Annotated in this window: 16 protein-coding genes; 9 read left to right on the plus strand and 7 right to left on the minus strand. The window is 63.9% G+C overall.

Annotation, left to right across the window (positions count from 1 at the left end):
- Positions 1-2: 2 nt before the first annotated feature.
- A complete protein-coding gene (locus XI06_RS33835; RefSeq protein ID WP_237863715.1) occupies positions 3-875 on the minus strand; it encodes a MurR/RpiR family transcriptional regulator in 873 nt (290 codons plus the stop codon).
- Positions 876-962: 87 nt separating this feature from the next.
- Between XI06_RS33835 and XI06_RS33840 the strand changes: the two genes are divergently transcribed.
- Entirely contained in the window at positions 963-2,150 is a 1,188-nt protein-coding gene (locus XI06_RS33840; protein ID WP_237863716.1) for an amino acid ABC transporter permease, read from the plus strand.
- Positions 2,151-2,152: 2 nt separating this feature from the next.
- Positions 2,153-3,259, plus strand: a complete 1,107-nt coding sequence (locus tag XI06_RS33845; protein WP_237863717.1) for an amino acid ABC transporter permease — start codon at positions 2,153-2,155, stop codon at positions 3,257-3,259.
- Positions 3,260-3,308: 49 nt separating this feature from the next.
- On the opposite strand, the gene XI06_RS33850 is transcribed toward XI06_RS33845, so the two are convergent.
- Both XI06_RS33850 and XI06_RS33855 read right to left on the minus strand, forming a co-directional pair.
- The gene (locus tag XI06_RS33850; RefSeq protein ID WP_237889589.1) at positions 3,309-4,727 is read right to left on the minus strand and encodes an amidase; all 1,419 of its coding nucleotides are present in this window, start codon (positions 4,725-4,727) and stop codon (positions 3,309-3,311) included.
- Between the two features lie 49 nt (positions 4,728-4,776).
- Positions 4,777-5,553 carry an SDR family oxidoreductase gene (locus XI06_RS33855; RefSeq protein WP_237863719.1) on the minus strand — a complete coding sequence of 259 codons (777 nt, stop codon included), beginning with the start codon at positions 5,551-5,553 and terminating at the stop codon, positions 4,777-4,779.
- 156 nt (positions 5,554-5,709) lie between these two features.
- Between XI06_RS33855 and XI06_RS33860 the strand changes: the two genes are divergently transcribed.
- Positions 5,710-6,783: a tartrate dehydrogenase gene (locus tag XI06_RS33860; protein WP_237889590.1), complete on the plus strand. Its 1,074-nt coding sequence runs from the start codon at positions 5,710-5,712 to the stop codon at positions 6,781-6,783.
- Positions 6,784-6,842: 59 nt separating this feature from the next.
- On the opposite strand, the gene XI06_RS33865 is transcribed toward XI06_RS33860, so the two are convergent.
- From XI06_RS33865 to XI06_RS33880, 4 genes are all read right to left on the minus strand, one after another.
- The gene (locus tag XI06_RS33865; protein WP_237863721.1) at positions 6,843-7,916 is read right to left on the minus strand and encodes a malate/lactate/ureidoglycolate dehydrogenase; all 1,074 of its coding nucleotides are present in this window, start codon (positions 7,914-7,916) and stop codon (positions 6,843-6,845) included.
- 11 nt (positions 7,917-7,927) lie between these two features.
- Complete coding sequence (locus XI06_RS33870; protein WP_237863722.1) at positions 7,928-8,839, minus strand: NAD(P)-dependent oxidoreductase; 912 nt, start codon at positions 8,837-8,839, stop codon at positions 7,928-7,930.
- Between the two features lie 12 nt (positions 8,840-8,851).
- On the minus strand, positions 8,852-10,102 hold the full coding sequence (locus XI06_RS33875) for a Zn-dependent hydrolase (protein ID WP_237863723.1): 1,251 nt from the start codon (positions 10,100-10,102) through the stop codon (positions 8,852-8,854).
- Between the two features lie 127 nt (positions 10,103-10,229).
- Positions 10,230-11,147 carry a LysR family transcriptional regulator gene (locus tag XI06_RS33880; RefSeq protein ID WP_237889591.1) on the minus strand — a complete coding sequence of 306 codons (918 nt, stop codon included), beginning with the start codon at positions 11,145-11,147 and terminating at the stop codon, positions 10,230-10,232.
- Between the two features lie 119 nt (positions 11,148-11,266).
- Here XI06_RS33880 and XI06_RS33885 point away from each other — a divergent pair, with 119 nt between their 5' ends.
- The 6 genes from XI06_RS33885 (at position 11,267) to XI06_RS33910 (ending at position 16,850) form a co-directional block, all read left to right on the plus strand.
- Positions 11,267-12,082, plus strand: coding sequence for a putative hydro-lyase (locus XI06_RS33885; protein ID WP_237863725.1), 816 nt, complete (start codon positions 11,267-11,269; stop codon positions 12,080-12,082).
- 91 nt (positions 12,083-12,173) lie between these two features.
- Positions 12,174-13,418, plus strand: a complete 1,245-nt coding sequence (locus XI06_RS33890) for an ABC transporter substrate-binding protein (protein ID WP_237870598.1) — start codon at positions 12,174-12,176, stop codon at positions 13,416-13,418.
- A 154-nt stretch (positions 13,419-13,572) separates the two neighbouring features.
- A complete protein-coding gene (locus XI06_RS33895) occupies positions 13,573-14,451 on the plus strand; it encodes a branched-chain amino acid ABC transporter permease (RefSeq protein WP_271607346.1) in 879 nt (292 codons plus the stop codon).
- Positions 14,451-15,434, plus strand: a complete 984-nt coding sequence (locus XI06_RS33900) for a branched-chain amino acid ABC transporter permease (RefSeq protein ID WP_237863728.1) — start codon at positions 14,451-14,453, stop codon at positions 15,432-15,434. Before XI06_RS33895 ends, XI06_RS33900 begins: the two co-directional genes overlap by 1 nt.
- On the plus strand, positions 15,431-16,162 hold the full coding sequence (locus tag XI06_RS33905) for an ABC transporter ATP-binding protein (protein ID WP_237889592.1): 732 nt from the start codon (positions 15,431-15,433) through the stop codon (positions 16,160-16,162). Before XI06_RS33900 ends, XI06_RS33905 begins: the two co-directional genes overlap by 4 nt.
- Positions 16,146-16,850 carry an ABC transporter ATP-binding protein gene (locus XI06_RS33910; protein WP_237863730.1) on the plus strand — a complete coding sequence of 235 codons (705 nt, stop codon included), beginning with the start codon at positions 16,146-16,148 and terminating at the stop codon, positions 16,848-16,850. Before XI06_RS33905 ends, XI06_RS33910 begins: the two co-directional genes overlap by 17 nt.
- Positions 16,851-16,927: the final 77 nt, after the last annotated feature.

Below are 16,927 nucleotides of genomic sequence, written 5' to 3' on the forward strand. Positions count from 1 at the left end.
GGTCAACCTTTCTCTGAAACGTAGGTAGAGGCCGCCGCGAGCCTCGCCTCGGTATTTTCCAGGCGCTTCTTGGCGGCCGTGCCGCCGAGCGAGAACGTTACCGCCGCAAGCGACTGCGCGATCGCAATGGCGCCGGTGAGGCTCGGAAAGAAGCCGGGGGAAGAGGCCGCTTCGAACAGAAGCACGTGATCGGCGCCTTCGGCCATCGGTGCCGAGAGGCTGTCGGCGATGGCGATCAGCGTCGCACCTGCACGATGGGCCGCTTGCGCAACGCGGACGCTCGCATTTGTGTAAGGCAGAAAGCCAACGACGATGACGGCCTCGCCGGGACGGAAAGCCCCGAGATCCAGATCGTCGGGGCCCGAGGTGCCGACGATCTGCACCTGTTCGGGCCGGAACAGCCTGAGCTCGTAATTGAGCAATTCCGCAACGCTGCGGCAGCTGCGATAGCCCGCAATCCAGATCCGCTTTGCATCATGCAGCGTGCGGGCCGCGTCCGCGATCGCCTGCGCGGAGATGCACGGCAGGCCCGCAGCTTCGGCCTCGAGCTTATCGGTGATGAGTGCGACATCGGCGTTCGGGCCGTGGCGGCTGGTCTTGGCGCGGCCGGAGAAGGGCGAGGTCGGGGACGGCCGGCGCGCCTCGGTCAGCGCGGCGCGCAACTCGTCCCAGCCGGAATAGCCGATCGCCTTCGCAAGCCGCGTGAAAGCGGCGGGATCGGCGCCGGCCTCCGCCGCGAGATCGCGCATCGAGCGCGTGGTGGCGTCGTAATCATTGGCCGCAACAAAACGCCCGACCTCCTGCAAGCGCAGGGGGAGCGATGGCAACGCAATGCGCAGTTCGCTCAACGGCGAGGATTTCGCTGATACGGCCATGAAACATTTGTTGCATGAATGCACGTTTGGTGCAACAGTTGATGCGCGCCGCCGGAAATCGCTGTTTTCAGGAAGGATTTTTGTGCTGTGACCTCAGATGATCCCAGGCCGCCGCCGCGCCGCAGCTTTTTCGGTGCGCTCGGGCCAAACGAGCTGAAGGGCCTGTTTTGGCAGGTGCTGGTGGTCGGCATTGCCGTCGCCGTCGTCGTCTTCCTCTGGTCCAACACCGTCACCAACCTCTCGGCCCGCCGCATCACCACCGGCTTTGCCTTTCTCGGCCGCGAGGCCAGCATGCCGATTGCCGACAGCCTGCTCGCGTATAATCCGAGGGACAGCTACCTCTGGGCCTTCGTCGTCGGCGTCGCCAACACGCTACGCGTCGCGGTGATCGGCATCGTGCTTGCGACCATTCTGGGGACGCTGATCGGCGTCTCGCGGCTGTCGGCGAACTGGCTGCTGTCGCGACTCGCCGCTCTCTACGTCGAAGTCCTGCGTGACATCCCGCTGCTGCTTCAGCTGCTGTTCTGGTACGTGCTGATGCAGGGTTTGCCGGCGGCGCGCGCGGCGTGGCGGCCGCTCGACGGCGTGTTCCTCTCCAATCGCGGCCTGATCCTGCCGGCGATCCCGATCGGCATGCCGCAACTCTGGGTGCTCGGCACGTTCGTGTTGGGTTTCATCGCATTCCTTGCTATCGGGCGATGGCTGGTCGCGCAGCAGATGCGTGATGGCAAGCCGCGGCCGGCGTGGCCCTTTGCGCTTGGTCTCATTGTCGTGCTGCCGGCCGCTGTGTCGTTGTTGCTTGGCGTGTCCTGGACGATCGAATGGCCGCAACTGCGCGGCTTCAATTTCGTCGGAGGGTTGACGCTCGCGCCGGAATATTTCGCGCTGTTGATCGCGCTCGTCACCTACACTTCGGCCTTCATCGCCGAGATCGTGCGCAGCGGCATCCAGTCGGTGCCGCGCGGGCAGTGGGATGCCGCCAGCGCGCTCGGCCTGCGCCGCAGCTTCATGCTGCGGCAGATCATCCTGCCGCAGGCTTTGCGCGTGATCGTGCCGCCGATGACGAGCCAGTACCTCAATCTGACCAAGAACTCGTCGCTTGCGGTCGCGATCGGTTATCAGGACGTGGTCTCGGTCGCCAACACCACGTTGAACCAGACCGGGCAGGCGATCGAGGTGATTTCGCTGATCATGGCCGTCTTCCTCACCATCAGCCTCGGCATCAGCTTTTTCATGAACTGGTTCAATGCGCGCATCGCGCTGGCGGAGCGCTGAGCATGACGGCGATCACTGACATGCCCGACCTGCCGCGCGCCGCCCGCCGTCCGCAAATCGGCAACCCGGTGCTGCGGTGGCTCCGCACCAACCTGTTCTCGTCGATCCCCAACGGTATCCTCACGATCATCCTGCTGGCGATACTGGCGAAAGGCGTGATTGGCTTCGTGCAATGGGGAATTGCGCATGCTGTCTGGCTCACGCCGGCCAATGATTCCAGCGCTTGCAAGGCGGTCCGCGGCTTAGGTGCCTGCTGGGCGATCATTCCTGAAAAGTACCGCTTCATCCTGTTCGGCACCTATCCGTTCGACGAGCAGTGGCGGCCCGCGTTGTCGGTCGCGCTGTTCATCGCGCTGTTCTATCTCTCCAGCCGCCGCACGCTGTGGCGGCGTGAGCTCGCGTTCCTCTGGATCGGTGCGCTGGCGCTGATCAGCGTGCTGATGTGGGGCGGCGTGTTCGGGCTGTCGTTCGTCTCGCAGGACCGCTGGGGCGGATTGCCGGTGACACTGATCCTGGCGACGTTCGGATTGGCGTTCGGTTTTCCGCTCGGCATCCTCGTCGCGCTCGGCCGGCGCTCGAAGCTGCCGGCGATCCGTTCGCTCTCGGTGCTGTATGTCGAACTGATCCGTGGCGTGCCGCTGGTCAGCCTTCTGTTCATGGCGAGCGTGATGTTCCCGCTGTTCATGCCCAGCGGCTTCAACATCGACAAGCTGCTGCGCGCCCAGATTGCGATCATCCTGTTCGCAGGCGCCTATCTGGCCGAAGTGATCCGCGGCGGTCTCCAGGCCGTGCCGCGCGGGCAGTATGAGGCAGCGGACGCGCTCGGCCTGTCCTACTGGCGCAAGCACCGGCTGGTCGTGCTGCCGCAGGCGATCCGCCACGTCATCCCGCCGCTGGTCAACACCTTCATCGCGTTCTTCAAGGACACCAGCCTGGTGCTGATCATCGGCATCTTCGACCTGCTGACGACGGCCAAGACCGCCATCATCGATCCGGCCTGGCAGCAATTCTCGGTCGAGGTCTACATTTTCGTCGCCGCGATCTATTTCGTGTTCTGCTTCGCGATGTCGCGCTACAGCCGCAGCCTGGAGGCGACGAGCGGGAGGTGAGGCCAGGTGTCCCGGACAAGGTGCAGCGCGCAAGCGTTGCGTTCGGGGGTTACTTCTTCCCCCGCGGATCAATCGGCGTCTGGCCGCGCAGACCCAAAATATCCTCGAGCACCTTCGCGCCGGCAATCACTTGCGCATCCGCGCGCGGTGCGCCCACCACCTGCACACCCACCGGCAAACCAGAGGCCGTGAAGCCGCAGGGCAGCGACAGCGACGGGCAGCAGGCGAGTGTAATGGCGTAGACGATGCCGAGCCACTCGACATAGTTTTCGAACCGCTTGCCGGCGCATTCCGCGACATAGCGGTGCTCGATCGGGAAGGGCGGCACGATCGTCGTCGGCGTCAGCAGCAGATCATAGGTCTTGAAGAATTCGATCGCGCGTGCGGTCATGCCGACGCGCTGCGCTTCGGCGCGCGCGAGCTGATCGACCGTCAGCTTGAGGCCTTCCTCGATGTTCCAGATCACCTCGGGCTTGAGCAGGTCGCGCTTGGTGCGCAGCAGATTGGCCTTGGTGATGGCGAAGTCAAAGGCGCGCAGTACGTGGAAGCACTCATGCGCCTCGCGCCAATCCGGATGCGCCTCCTCGACGATTGCGCCGGCCTCTGCGAAGCGTTCGACGGCCTTCTGGGTGATCGCCTTCACCTCGGGATCGACAGGCGTAATGCCGAGATTGGGCGAATAGGCGATGCGCTTCGGCTTCTTGCCGGACTGAGCCGCCGACAGGAACGAGGTCATGGGCGCCGGCAGCGACAGCGGATCGTCCGCATAATCGCCGCTCATGGCATCGAGCAGCAGCGCGAGATCCTCGACATTGCGTGCCATCGGCCCCACGACGCCGAGATTGCGGTCGATGCCCGATTTGGGCGTGTGCGCGACGCGGCCGATGCTCGGCCGCATGCCGACGACGCCGCAGAAGGCCGCGGGGCTGCGCAAGGAGCCGCCCATGTCGGAGCCCTGGGCGAGCCACGCCATGCCGGTGGCCAGCGCCACCGCGGCGCCGCCGGAGGAGCCGGCCGCCGACTTTGACGTATCCCAGGGATTGAGCGTCGCGCCGAACACTTCGTTGAAGGTGTTGGCGCCGGCGCCGAATTCCGGCGTGTTGGATTTTGCGTAGACCACCGCGCCATTGGCTTCGAGGTTCTCGACCATGAGGTCGGACTTGGCTGGGATATTGTCCTTGAAGATCGGCGAGCCCTGGGTGTTCAGCACGCCTGCGACATCAGTCAGATCCTTGATCGGCACCGGCAGGCCGGCAAGCAGTCCGCGCGCGCCGGCCGGTTTCTGCATCATTGCCTTCGCATGCGTCCGCGCGCGATCGAAGCAAAGGGTCGGCAGCGCGTTGACCTTGCCGTCAACCTCCTTGACGCGCTTCTCCACCACGTCGAGTAGCTCAAGCGGAGAGACGTCGCCGGAGCGCAGCTTGTCGACGACGACGCAGGCGGTTTCGCGGATCAGGTCTTGAGACAACTGTTTTGCTCCTCAGCTTACTTTTCGCTCGCGATCGAACGGATCGATCTTAGCCCGATCCAGCGCTGATGCCGCCGTCGACCGTGTAGATCACGCCCGATGTATAGCCCGCACGATCCGATGCCAGGAATGCCATGAGGTCGCCGATCTCGCGCGCATGGGCGGGGCGGCCGAGCGGCAGGCCCTTCTGGAATTCCCTGTAGCGGCTCTCGTCGCCGAACTGGTGCTTGGCCCGCGTCTTTAGCAGCGTGACGTGGCGGTCGGTGCCGACAGGGCCGGGATTGATGCCGACCACGCGAATGTTGTCGGCGAGGCTTTTGCCGCCGAGCGCGCGGGTGAAGGCCATCAGCGCGGCATTGCCGGCGCTGCCGCAGATATAATTGGCGTCGAACTTCTCGCCCGCTGCACCGATGTCGTTGACGATGACGCCGCCGCCTTTGGCCTTCATCTGCGCATAGACCTGCCGCGTGAGGTTGATATAGCCGAACACCTTCAATTCCCACGCGTGCCGCCATGTGGCTTCATCGATCTTGTCGATGGAGCCACCGGGGATATCGCCGGCATTGTTGACGAGCACGTCGATGTCGGCGGCTTCTTTTGCGAGCCGGGCGACGTCCTCGGCCTTGCGCAGATCCACGACGCTCGTCGCCGCATCGATCTGGTGCGCGGAGCGCAGTCGATCGGCCAGCGCCTTGAGCTGATCGCCGCTGCGGGCGGCGAGCAGGAGGTTTGCGCCTTCCTCGGCAAACGCCTCGGCGGCGGCGGCGCCAATTCCCTTGGACGCGCCAGTGATCAGGACGCGCTTGCCACGCAGATGCAGATCCATGAGAGATGCTCGCAGGATGGATACAGGATGAAATCAGTAGGCGCTCGGTTGCGCCATGGTCAACATTGCAGTGCAGCGTTGCACTGCCGCCGACTTTGGTCCATTGCAGTGCGGTCAAGAAGGCGGCGGCTGCCGGACTAACCAAGGACGTTCTCGATGAGCAAGAAACAACACCGGATCGCAGTCATTCCCGGCGACGGCATCGGCAAGGAAGTGATGCCCGAAGGCCTGCGCGTTTTGGAGGCGGCCGCGAAGAAACACGGCGTGGCCCTGCATTTCGATCACTTCGATTTCTCGTCCTACGACTATTACGAGAAGCACGGCCAGATGATGCCTGACGACTGGAAGGAGAAGATCGGCAAGCACGATGCGATCTATTTCGGCGCCGTCGGCTGGCCTGCCAAAATTCCGGATCACATCTCGCTGTGGGGCTCGCTGATCAAGTTTCGCCGCGAGTTCGACCAGTATGTGAATTTGCGCCCGGTGCGATTGATGCCCGGCGTGCCGTCACCGCTGGCGGGGCGCAGGCCCGGCGATATCGACTTCTGGGTGGTGCGCGAGAACACCGAAGGCGAATATTCCTCCGTCGGCGGCCGCATGTTCCCCGACACTGACCGCGAGTTCGTGACGCAGCAGACGGTGATGACCCGTACCGGCGTCGACCGCATCCTGAAATTCGCCTTCGAGCTTGCGCAGTCGCGGCCGAAGAAGCATTTGACCTCGGCGACCAAGTCGAACGGCATCTCCATCACCATGCCCTATTGGGACGAGCGCGTGGAGGCGATGGCCAAGAAGTTCCCGGGCGTGAAGTGGGACAAGTATCATATCGACATTCTCACCGCGAACTTCGTGCTGCATCCGGACTGGTTCGACGTCGTCGTCGGCTCGAACCTGTTCGGCGACATCCTCTCCGACCTCGGCCCGGCCTGCACCGGCACGATCGGCATCGCGCCGTCGGGCAACATCAACCCTGAAGGCAACTTCCCATCGGTGTTCGAGCCGGTGCACGGCTCGGCTCCCGATATCGCGGGGCAGGGCATCGCCAACCCGATCGGCATGATCTGGTCCGGCGCGATGATGTTCGAGCATCTCGGCGAGAAGGAAGCCGGCAAGTCGATCGTCGAGGCGATCGAGCGCACGCTGGCCGAACGCACGCTCCGCACCAAGGATCTCGGTGGCAATGCCGACACCACGGCCTGCGGCAAGGCTGTGGCGGATATGGTGGACTAGATCAGATCAACAACATGGTGTCGTCCCGGCCTCCGCCGGGACGACAATGACTTTCCCGTTCAGCCGGCGATCTTCTCGATCGCCGCCTGATCAAGCCCGAACTTCTTTCCGGCCTCGATAATCTCCTGCCAGGTGGTCGGATCGACGGGAATGCCTTCGGCGAGACGCTTCTGCTTGGTCTCGCGTTCGAGATCGCCGGCGATCTTGACCTTGTCGACGCCCGGGCCGGGAGGCGAGCCGGTGTGCCAGGCGACGAAACTCTCGACTTCGCTCGCGAGGTTCTCGCCAGTGCCGAGCTTGCCCGGATCGATGATGATCGAGAGCATGCCGTTGATGACGTTGTACTTGCCGTCGGACGGGCCCTTGACCACCTGACCGCCGGAGAGTGCGCCGCCGAGGATTTCGCACACCAGTGCCAGCCCCGATCCCTTGTGCTCGCCGAACGGCAGGATGGCGCCGTATGGCGGGATCACGGTGTAGCGCGGCTTGACGGTGGGCTTGCCCTCGTTGTCGATGATGGTGCCGGGCTCGAGTTCGGCGCCCTTGTTGTGAGCAACGCGGGTCTTGCCCTGCGCGATCCTGCTGGTGGCGAAGTCGAGCACGATCGGCTCCTTGCCCCGGCGCGGGATGCCGACGCAGAACGGGTTGGTGCCGTGACGCGCATCGCTGCCACCCCAAGGCGCCACGATCGGGCGCGAGATCACATTGACGAAGTGGATCGAGACCAGCCCGTGGTCGATACATTGCTCGGCCCAGTGGCCGATGCGGCCGATGTGGTGCGAATTGGAGAGGCCGACGAGGCAGACGCCGTTGCGCTTGGCGCGCTCGGCCGCCAGTTCCATCGCTTCGTGTCCGATCACCTGACCGTAGCCGGTGAGGCCGTCGAGGGTGAGAAGCGGACCGGTGTCGAGCACGATCTTAACGTGCGCGTTCACGGCAAGGCCGCCATTGACGACGCTCTGGACGTAGCGCGGGATCATTCCAACGCCGTGGGAGTCATGCCCCTTGAGGTTTGCCTCGACGAGATTGGTGCAGACGAGCTCGGCCTCGCGGTCCGAGGAGCCGCCGGCCTTGACGATGGCGCGGATGGCGTTGGTGAGCGGCTCTGCCTTGATGGTGCGATAGTCGGCCATTGTTGTTGCTCTTATCCTTTCACGATCCGGCGGCAATGGACCCATGCCGCTTCAATCAGGTTCTCGCTCGCTTCCGGGGTGCGGAAGGCGGAATGCGCCGACAGGGTCACGTTGGGAATCTTGGTCAGCGGATGGTCCGCCGGCAGCGGCTCGATGTTGAACACATCTAAGCCGGCGTGGCGAATGTGGCCCGAGTTCAAGGCATCGATCATCGCCTGCTCGTCGACGATGGCGCCGCGCGCGGTGTTGATGAAGACCACGCCCGGCTTCATCTTTGCGATCTTCTCCCGGGTGATCATGCCGCGCGTCTCATCGTTGAGCAGCAGGTGCAGCGACACGACGTCGCTCCGCGCCAGCAACGTATCGAGATCGGTGAACTCGACGCTCGCGTGGCTCTTCGGCGAACGGTTCCAGGCGATCACCTTCATGCCGCTGCCGGATGCGATCCGCGCCACTTCGGCGGCGATGCCGCCGAAGCCGATCAGGCCGAGCGTCTTGCCGGTGAGCTGCATGCCATCCTCGCGCAGCCAGTTTCCGGCGCGCATCTCGCGGTCCATCATCGCAATGACGCGGGCCGAGGCCCACATCAGCGCGACTGCGGATTCCGCCACCGCCGTATCGCCATAGCCCTTGATGAGATGCACGGAGATGCCGAGTTCGGCGAGCTCCTCCGGGTTCATGTAGCTGCGCGCGCCGGTGCCGAGGAACACGACGTGCTTGAGGCCCGTGCAATTCTTGGCGACTTCGGTCGGAAGCGCCGTGTGGTCCACGATCGCGATCTCGGCGCCGTCGAGGATCTCAGGATATTGTTCGGGCTTGATATCAGGATCCCTGTGGATCCGAACCTTGGGATCGCCGGGCTTCTCAAGCCGCTCCATGATGACCGCGAGCGCCTCGTTGGCGTCGACGAATACTCCGCGCATGGCTCTCTCCGATCAGGACGCGACGCCGGCAATCGCCAGCACGGTGTGCATCAGCACGTTGGTGCCTGCGGCGCAGTCGGGCTGCGTGGCGTCTTCCAGCTCGTTGTGGCTGATGCCGTCCTTGCACGGCACGAATACCATCGCGGCGGGCATGACGGTATTCAGGTTACAGGCGTCGTGGCCGGCGCCGGAGGTGATGCGGCGGGAAGAATAGCCGAGCGTCTTGGCCGCATTCTCGACCGCGGCGATCAGCTTCGGATCGAAATGCGTCGGTGCCTTGCGCCAGACGAGATCGATCTTGACCTCGACCTTGCGCCGCGCGGCGATCTCGGCGATGGCCGCACGCAGATCGCGATCGAGCGCGTCCATGATGGCGCCATCGGCACTCCGGCAGTCCATGGTGAAGGCGATCTCGCCGGGAATGACATTGCGCGAGGGATTTGCGATCACGGCTTCGCCGATGGTCCCGACCGCGTTCGGCCCGTGCTTCTTCGCGATGGCCTCCATCGCCAGCACGATCTCCGACAGGGTCGCCAGCGCATCGCGTCGCAGCGGCATCGGGGTCGAGCCCGCATGGCTCTCGAAGCCGGAAATCTTTCCATCGTACCACAGCACGCCCTGGCCGGAATCGACCACGCCGATGGTCTTGCCCTCGGCTTCGAGGATTGGTCCCTGCTCGATGTGTAGCTCGACGAAGCAGCCGAGCTTCTGGAAACCGACCGGCTTGTCGCCGCGATAGCCGATGCTGTCGAGGGCCTGGCCGACGGTGGTGCCATCGATGTCCTTGCGCGACAGGATGTCGTCGGTGGTGAAGTCGCCGACATAAGCGGCGGAGGCCATCATCGCCGGCGCGAAGCGCGAGCCCTCTTCGTTGGTCCAGTTGACGACGCAGATCGGTGCCTCGGTCTCGATGCCGGCGTCGTTCAGCGTACGGATCACTTCGAGCGCGCCGAGTGTTCCCAGAATGCCGTCATACTTGCCGCCGGTCGGCTGGGTGTCGAGGTGCGAGCCGATGCCGACGGGCAGTTTCGACATGTCGCGGCCCTTGCGCAGGCCGAATTGCGAGCCGAGCGCATCGGTGTGAACCTCGAGCCCGGCGTCCTCACAGGCCCTTCGGAACCAGTCGCGGACCTGCTTGTCTTCGCTGCTCAAGGTCAGCCGCCGCACACCGCCCTTGGCCGTCCTGCCGAACTGCGCGGTCTCGTGGATGGAGCCCCAGAGGCGGGCGGAATCAATTTGCAGGTTGGTCGCGGCTCGGCTCATGCGTTCAGTCCATTCGTAATCCGTCATTCCGGGGGGATGCGAAGCGTCGGACCCGGAATCTCGAGATTCCGGGTCTGGTGCTTGCGCACCATCCCGAAATGACGGGAAAGGTTGTCCGGCGCCTTTTTCAATGACGCGCCAGCGCGGGCGCGTCAACCGCGAGGCTGCTCTGCGCAATCTGACATGCAAGCTCGGCGACGCGCTGCACCGCCACGACGTCTGGCGAGGCGAGCCAGCTCGCCGTAAATGTCAGCGGCGCGATCTTAAGATCTGTGTCGAGCAATTGCAGCCGGCCGTCGGCGAGCTCGTTCTCGACGATGGCGTCGGGGATCACGGCGATGCCGAGGCCTTCCACCGCCATGTGGATCACGGTGGCGAGCGAGGCGGAGGCGTGAAGACGGATCGGCGGCAAGTCGGGCCGGTCGAACACCTCGCGCACCACCTCGTAGGGCCTGGTCTTGCGCGGGAAGGTGATGATCGGAAACCGCGCGAGATCGGCGAGCGTCACCGGGCCGTGGCCGAGCCCGAGTGATGGGCTCGCGAGAAAGCCGATCGGATAGTCGGCAAGCATGCGGTTGTGCACGCCCGAGGCCGAGAGGGGACCGACGACGAAAGCCAGCTCGATCTCCTGTGCAAGCAATCGCGCGGTGAGGTTCGGCGTGATGTCGACCTCGATCTCCAGCGACAGGTTCGGATAGATCTCGTTGACGCTCTTCACCAGCCGCGGCAGCCAAGTATGCACGATGGTTTCGGCGACGCCGAGCCGCATCACGCCGCGCATTGCCGAGCGATCGCCGATCTCGGCCATCATCGCGGCGCGCAAGCCGATCAGCTTCTCGGCGTAGACCATCATCTGCCGCCCGCTCGGGGTCGGTGACGCCACGCGATGATCGCGGTTCAGGAGTTTGACGCCCATCTCACGTTCGAGCTGGGCGATCCGTTGGGAGATCGCCGGCTGGGTCGTATTGAGCCGCGCCGCGGCACCTCGGAAGCTGCCGAGCTTCACAACCCAAAGGAAGGTTTCGATCGACCTGAAGTCCAGCATTGGAAGGATTTTCCCGATCGATAAAATGACTTTATCGATATCGATTAAAAAGGACGATTAGACTTTATAGTATGCTTGATGTTGGCTAGGCTTGTCGAGTTCATAGGCAGGTCGATGAAATGACTGTTTTGGTGGCAGCGCAGCAAACTGAAACGCCTGACACGCTCCCGAGCCGCCAGGCGCGGCTCGCCTATCGCGGCGGCCAGGTCGGCTCCACCGCGGGGGTTGCCCCCGGCTTCGTCCAGGGCAATTTGGCGATCCTGCCGGCGGCATACGCCAGCGCCTTCCATCGCTTCTGCCAGCTCAATCCGAAACCATGCCCGATCATCGGCATGTCCGACGTCGGCAGCCCATACATCCCCGCGCTCGGCGCCGATCTCGACATCCGCACCGACGTGCCGCGCTACCGCGTCTGGCGCGACGGCGAAGTCGTGGACGAGCCGACCGACGTCACCAGGTATTGGCGCGACGATCTCGTGACTTTCGTGCTCGGCTGCTCGTTTTCGTTCGAAGAGGCACTGCTCGACGAGGGCATGCCGATCCGTCACATCGAAGAGAACGTGCGCGTGCCGATGTACCGCACCAACATTGCCTGCGGCGAGGCTGGTCCGTTCGCTGGTCCCATGGTGGTGTCGATGCGTCCGTTCAAGCCGGCTGACGCCATCCGCGCGGTGCAGATCACCTCGCGTTATCCCGCCGTGCACGGTGCGCCCGTGCATCTCGGCCATCCGCATCTGATCGGCATCAAGGATATCGCCAAGCCCGACTATGGCGATCCCGTACCTGTCGCCGACGACGAGATCCCGGTGTTTTGGGCCTGCGGCGTGACGCCGCAATCGGTGATCAACGCCGCCAAGCTACCTTTCGCAATTACGCATTCGCCGGGCCTGATGCTGGTGACGGATCTGAAGAACAGGAACATGGCCGTGATTTAGTAGGCAGCGTTTGCTGCTTCTTCGGGCTTTACGCAGTTTGCCAATCGCTTCATCGATACGCACAAAATTCGAATAACAGGGGACTTTACCAATGACGATCACTCGCCGCGACGTTCTGCTCGGAGCCACCGCCGCTGCCGCACTGCTGCCGCTAGCCGCACGCGCGCAAACGTCCGAGGTGGTGATCGGCGCGACCTACCCGCTGTCGGGTGCCGGCGCCCAGGTGGGTGTCGATGCGCAGCGCGCGTTCGAGACCGCAATCGACATCATCAACAACGATCAGGATTTCGATCTTCCGCTGGCAAAGGGCGTCGGCTTGCCGGGTCTTGGTGGTGCCAAGATCCGCATGGTTTATGCCGACCACCAGGGCGACCCGCAAAAAGGCCGCGCCGAAGCCGAGCGACTGATCACCCAGGAGAAGGTCTGCGCGGTGCTCGGCTCCTATCAGAGCGCGGTCGCGGTCACGGTAAGCCAGATCTGCGAGCGTTATCAGGTCCCGTTCCTGTCGGCGGACAATTCCTCGCCGAGCCTGCATCGCCGCGGACTGAAGTACTATTTCCGCGCCTCGCCGCATGACGAGATGTTCTCGACCGCGATGTTCGATTTCCTCGACGCGATGAAGAAGAAGGGCGCTAAGGCCAATACGCTGGCGCTATTCCACGAAGACACGATCTTCGGCACCGACTCCGCCAATGCCCAGACCAAGCTTGCGACCGAGCGCGGCTACAAGATCGTCGCCGACATCAAGTACCGCGCCAACTCGCCGTCGCTGTCGGCCGAAGTCCAGCAGCTCAAGGCCGCCAATGCCGACGTGCTGCTGCCTTCGAGCTACACCACGGATGGTATCCTGCTGGTCAAGACCATGGCGGAGCTCGGCTACAAGCCGAACGCGATCCTGGCCCAGGCGGCCGGCTTCTCCGAAAAGGCGCTATACGATGCCGTCGGCGACAAGCTCGAAGGTGCGATCACCCGCGGCAGCTTCTCGCTCGATCTCGCCGCCAAGCGGCCGATGGTCGGCAAGATCAACGATCTGTTCAAGGCCAAGTCGGGCAAGGATCTCAACGACAACACCTCGCGGCAGTTCATGGCGATGATCGTGATCGCGGACGCCATCAACCGCGCCAAGTCGACTGACGGCGAGAAGATCCGCGACGCGATGGCTGCAACCGACATTCCGGGCGAGCAGACCATCATGCCCTGGAAGCGGGTCAAGTTCGACGACATGGGCCAGAACAACGACGCCGATCCGGTGCTGCTGCAATATCTCGGCGGCAAGTTTGTCACCATCTTCCCGGCTCAGGCGGCGGTGGCCGAAGCTGTCTGGCCGATGAAGTGATGATGGTATCGGAAGCTCGCACGATAGCTTCCGATCCTGATCCTGCGAAGTAAGACGGAGGGCCGCGTCGGAAAAGACGAGGGCGGGCCCCTCCTTTGCGATGAGCATTCGATGTCGCCCCTCGGGGTGAGGGCTTTTTCTGGGGGACAAGTTGCTGACAGTTGAAACAATTGTCCAAAGTCTCGCGAGCGGGTTGCTGATGGGCCTGCTCTACGGACTGATCGCCGTCGGCCTCGCGCTGATCTTCGGCCTGATGGACGTCACGAACTTCGCCCATGGCGAGTTCCTGATGATCGCGATGTACGCGTCCTTCTTCCTGTTCGCGTTCTTCGCCATCGATCCCTTGCTCTCCGCGCCGCTGGTCGCGGCGGCGATGTTCGTGTTCGGAGCGGTGGTCTACCTGTTGATTGTGCGTTTCGCCATGCGGGCCAAGGCCAATGCCGGCATGGTGCAGATCTTCACCACCTTCGGTCTTGCTATCGTCATGCGGGGGCTGGCCCAGCTGTTCTTTACGCCGGACTATCGCAGCATTCCGCAATCCTGGCTCGGCGGCAAGACCGTCTCGATTGCGGGCATCTTCCTGCCGGAGCCGCAGCTGGTCGGCGCGCTGGTCTCGATCGCAGCCTTTGCCGGCCTCTATTTCTTCATCCACCGCACCGATTTCGGCCGCGCGCTGGAAGCCACCCGCGAGGATCCCGGTGCGGTCGCGCTCGTCGGTATCGACAAGAACCGGGTGTTCGCGTTCGGCTGGGGCCTTGGCGCCGCGCTTGTCGGTCTCGCCGGCGCGATCATGGCGGTGTTCTTCTACATCTATCCCGACGTCGGCGCGTCCTTTGCGCTGATTGCATATGTCACGGTGGCGCTCGGCGGCTTCGGCAGCGTATTCGGGGCCTTTGCCGGCGGTATCATCGTCGGCCTGGTTGAAGCGGTCACCGCCCTGATGCTGCCGCCCTCGCTGAAGTCGGTCGGCATCTACGCGGTGTACCTGCTCGTCGTCTTCATTCGGCCGCGCGGCCTGTTCGGGTCGATGTGATGGACAAGAATTTTGCCGCGCGGCGTCGCCGCGATCTCATCATTGCCGCAGTGCTGGCGGCGCTTGCTGCGCTCGCGCCGCTGTTCGTCAAGAACGTCTATATCCAGAACATCCTGGTTCTGACCTTGATGTATGCGGCGCTGTCACAGAGCTGGAACATCCTCTCCGGCTATTGCGGGCAGATCTCGCTGGGCCACGCGCTCTATTTCGGCATCGGCGCCTATACCACCGAGCTTCTGTTCACCAAGTTCGGCGTGTTGCCCTGGTTCGGTATGCTCGCCGGCGGCGGGATCGCGGCTGTCATTGCGATGGGGCTCGGCTATCCCTTCTTCCGCCTGCGCGGCCATTACTTCGTGATCGCGACCATCGTCATCGCGGAGATCGGGCTCTTGCTGTTCCAGAACTGGGAATGGGCGGGAGCTGCGCTCGGAATCACCATTCCCGTGCGCGGCGACAGCTGGCTGAAATTCCAGTTCATGCGCAGCAAGCTGCCGTATTTCTATTTCGCGCTGGCGCTGTGTTGCCTCGCCTGGTTCGTCACCTGGTGGCTTGAGGACTCCAAATGGGGTTTCTGGTGGCGCGCGGTGAAGGACAATCCTGAAGCGGCCGAGAGCCTGGGTGTCGTCGTGTTCAATTCCAAGATGGGGGCGGCTGCGGTCTCCGCATTTCTCGTGGCCATCGGCGGCGCCTTCTATGCGCAGTTTCTTGCCTATATCGATCCTGAGAGCGTGATGGGCTTCCAGTTCTCGCTGCTGATGGCACTGCCGGCAGTTCTCGGCGGCATCGGCACGCTCTGGGGGCCAGTGTTAGGGGCGGCCATCCTGATTCCGATGACGGAGCTGACGCGCTCTTATATCGGCGGCTCCGGTCGCGGCGTCGATCTCATCGTCTACGGCACGCTGATCGTTCTGATCTCGCTGGCCTTGCCGCAGGGCCTGGTGAGCTTGTTCTCCCGCTCCAAGGCAAAAGGAGCCACGCGATGACCGCGCTCCTTGAAACCCGCGGCGTCTGGCAGCGGTTCGGCGGCCTCGTCGCCAACTCCGATGTCTCGATCTCGGTCGGTCGGGGCGAGATCGTCGGCCTGATCGGCCCGAACGGCGCCGGCAAGTCGACGCTGTTCAATCTCATCGCCGGCGTCTTGCCGCCGACGCAGGGCTCCATCTGGTTCGACGGCGAGGATGTCACCAACCTGCCGGCGGCCGAGCGCTGTCAGCGCGGGGTGGGGCGCACCTTCCAGGTGGTCAAGAGCTTCGAGACCATGACCGTCATCGACAACGTCATTGTCGGTGCACTGGTGCGCAACACCGTGATGCGCGAAGCGCGCCGCAAGGCGCATGGGGTGCTTGAGTTCACCGGCCTTGCCGCGCGCGCCAATGTGCTCGCGAGCGACCTCGTGCCGGCCGAGAAGCGGCGGCTCGAAGTCGCCCGCGCGCTTGCGACCGAACCAAAACTCCTGCTGCTCGACGAAGTCCTCACCGGCCTGACGCCGACCGAGGCCCAGACCGGCGTCGCGCTGGTGCGCAAGGTGCGCGATGCCGGCATCACCGTGCTGATGGTCGAGCATGTCATGGAGATCGTGATGCCGCTGGTCGATCGCGCCATCGTGCTCGACCTCGGCAAGGTGCTCGTCGAGGGCAAGCCCGCTGAGGTCGTCCGCGATCCCAAGGTGATCAAGGCATATCTGGGAGATCGTCATGCTGTCGGTGCGTGAAGTCACGACCGCCTATCAGGGCCTGGTCGCGATCTCCGCGGTCAGTATCGAGGTCGCCAAGGGCGAGATCGTCTGTGTCGCCGGCGCCAATGGTGCCGGCAAGTCGACGCTGCTGAAATCGATCGCCGGTGCCGAGCGCCCGCGCTCGGGCACCGTGACCTTCGACGGCAAGCAGATCAACGGCATGGCGCAGCACCACATCACGGCCGCCGGCATCGCCTATGTACCGGAGAATCGCCGCCTGTTCCCGCGTCTGTCGGTGCGGGACAACCTTCGCCTCGGCAGCTATCTCTATCGCGGCGAGGCAAATCGTGAGGGGCCGCTCGAGCTCGTCTTCAAGCTGTTTCCGCGTCTGTCCGAACGGCTCGAGCAGCGCGCCGAAACGCTCTCGGGCGGCGAGCAGCAGATGCTCGCGATCGGCCGCGCGCTGATGACGCGCCCGCGGCTGTTGATGCTGGACGAGCCCTCGCAGGGCATCATGCCCAAACTTGTCGATGAGATTTTTCAGGCCGTGAAGCTCATCCGGGACTCCGGCATGACCGTGTTGATCGTCGAGCAGCGTATGGCCGAGTGCCTGGAGATCGCCGACCGCGCCTACATCCTGCAAACCGGCCGCGTCCTGATGCAGGGCCCGTCGGCGGAGATCAGGGGCAATCCGGACGTGCGGAAGGCGTATCTGGGGCTGTAGTTGAGCTGCCGGCCGTCGCCACGTTCTCCGTCATTGCGAGCGCAGCGAAGCCAGAACGCCACCGCGGAAAGACTCTG

Source organism: Bradyrhizobium sp. CCBAU 11434 (assembly GCF_028128895.1).
Classification (GTDB): domain Bacteria; phylum Pseudomonadota; class Alphaproteobacteria; order Rhizobiales; family Xanthobacteraceae; genus Bradyrhizobium; species Bradyrhizobium zhengyangense.

Excerpts from the sequence above, each read along its gene's own strand:
- XI06_RS33900 (WP_237863728.1), top strand. The coding sequence starts at position 14,451 with ATGGACAAGAATTTTGCCGCGCGGCGTCGCCGCGATCTCATCATTGCC.
- XI06_RS33865 (WP_237863721.1), bottom strand. The coding sequence starts at position 7,916 with ATGGCCGACTATCGCACCATCAAGGCAGAGCCGCTCACCAACGCCATC.
- XI06_RS33860 (WP_237889590.1), top strand. The coding sequence starts at position 5,710 with ATGAGCAAGAAACAACACCGGATCGCAGTCATTCCCGGCGACGGCATC.
- XI06_RS33845 (WP_237863717.1), top strand. The coding sequence starts at position 2,153 with ATGACGGCGATCACTGACATGCCCGACCTGCCGCGCGCCGCCCGCCGT.
- XI06_RS33905 (WP_237889592.1), top strand. The coding sequence starts at position 15,431 with ATGACCGCGCTCCTTGAAACCCGCGGCGTCTGGCAGCGGTTCGGCGGC.
- XI06_RS33855 (WP_237863719.1), bottom strand. The coding sequence starts at position 5,553 with ATGGATCTGCATCTGCGTGGCAAGCGCGTCCTGATCACTGGCGCGTCC.
- XI06_RS33870 (WP_237863722.1), bottom strand. The coding sequence starts at position 8,839 with ATGCGCGGAGTATTCGTCGACGCCAACGAGGCGCTCGCGGTCATCATG.
- XI06_RS33875 (WP_237863723.1), bottom strand. The coding sequence starts at position 10,102 with ATGAGCCGAGCCGCGACCAACCTGCAAATTGATTCCGCCCGCCTCTGG.
- XI06_RS33910 (WP_237863730.1), top strand. The coding sequence starts at position 16,146 with ATGCTGTCGGTGCGTGAAGTCACGACCGCCTATCAGGGCCTGGTCGCG.
- XI06_RS33885 (WP_237863725.1), top strand. The coding sequence starts at position 11,267 with ATGACTGTTTTGGTGGCAGCGCAGCAAACTGAAACGCCTGACACGCTC.
- XI06_RS33880 (WP_237889591.1), bottom strand. The coding sequence starts at position 11,147 with ATGCTGGACTTCAGGTCGATCGAAACCTTCCTTTGGGTTGTGAAGCTC.
- XI06_RS33890 (WP_237870598.1), top strand. The coding sequence starts at position 12,174 with ATGACGATCACTCGCCGCGACGTTCTGCTCGGAGCCACCGCCGCTGCC.
- XI06_RS33835 (WP_237863715.1), bottom strand. The coding sequence starts at position 875 with ATGGCCGTATCAGCGAAATCCTCGCCGTTGAGCGAACTGCGCATTGCG.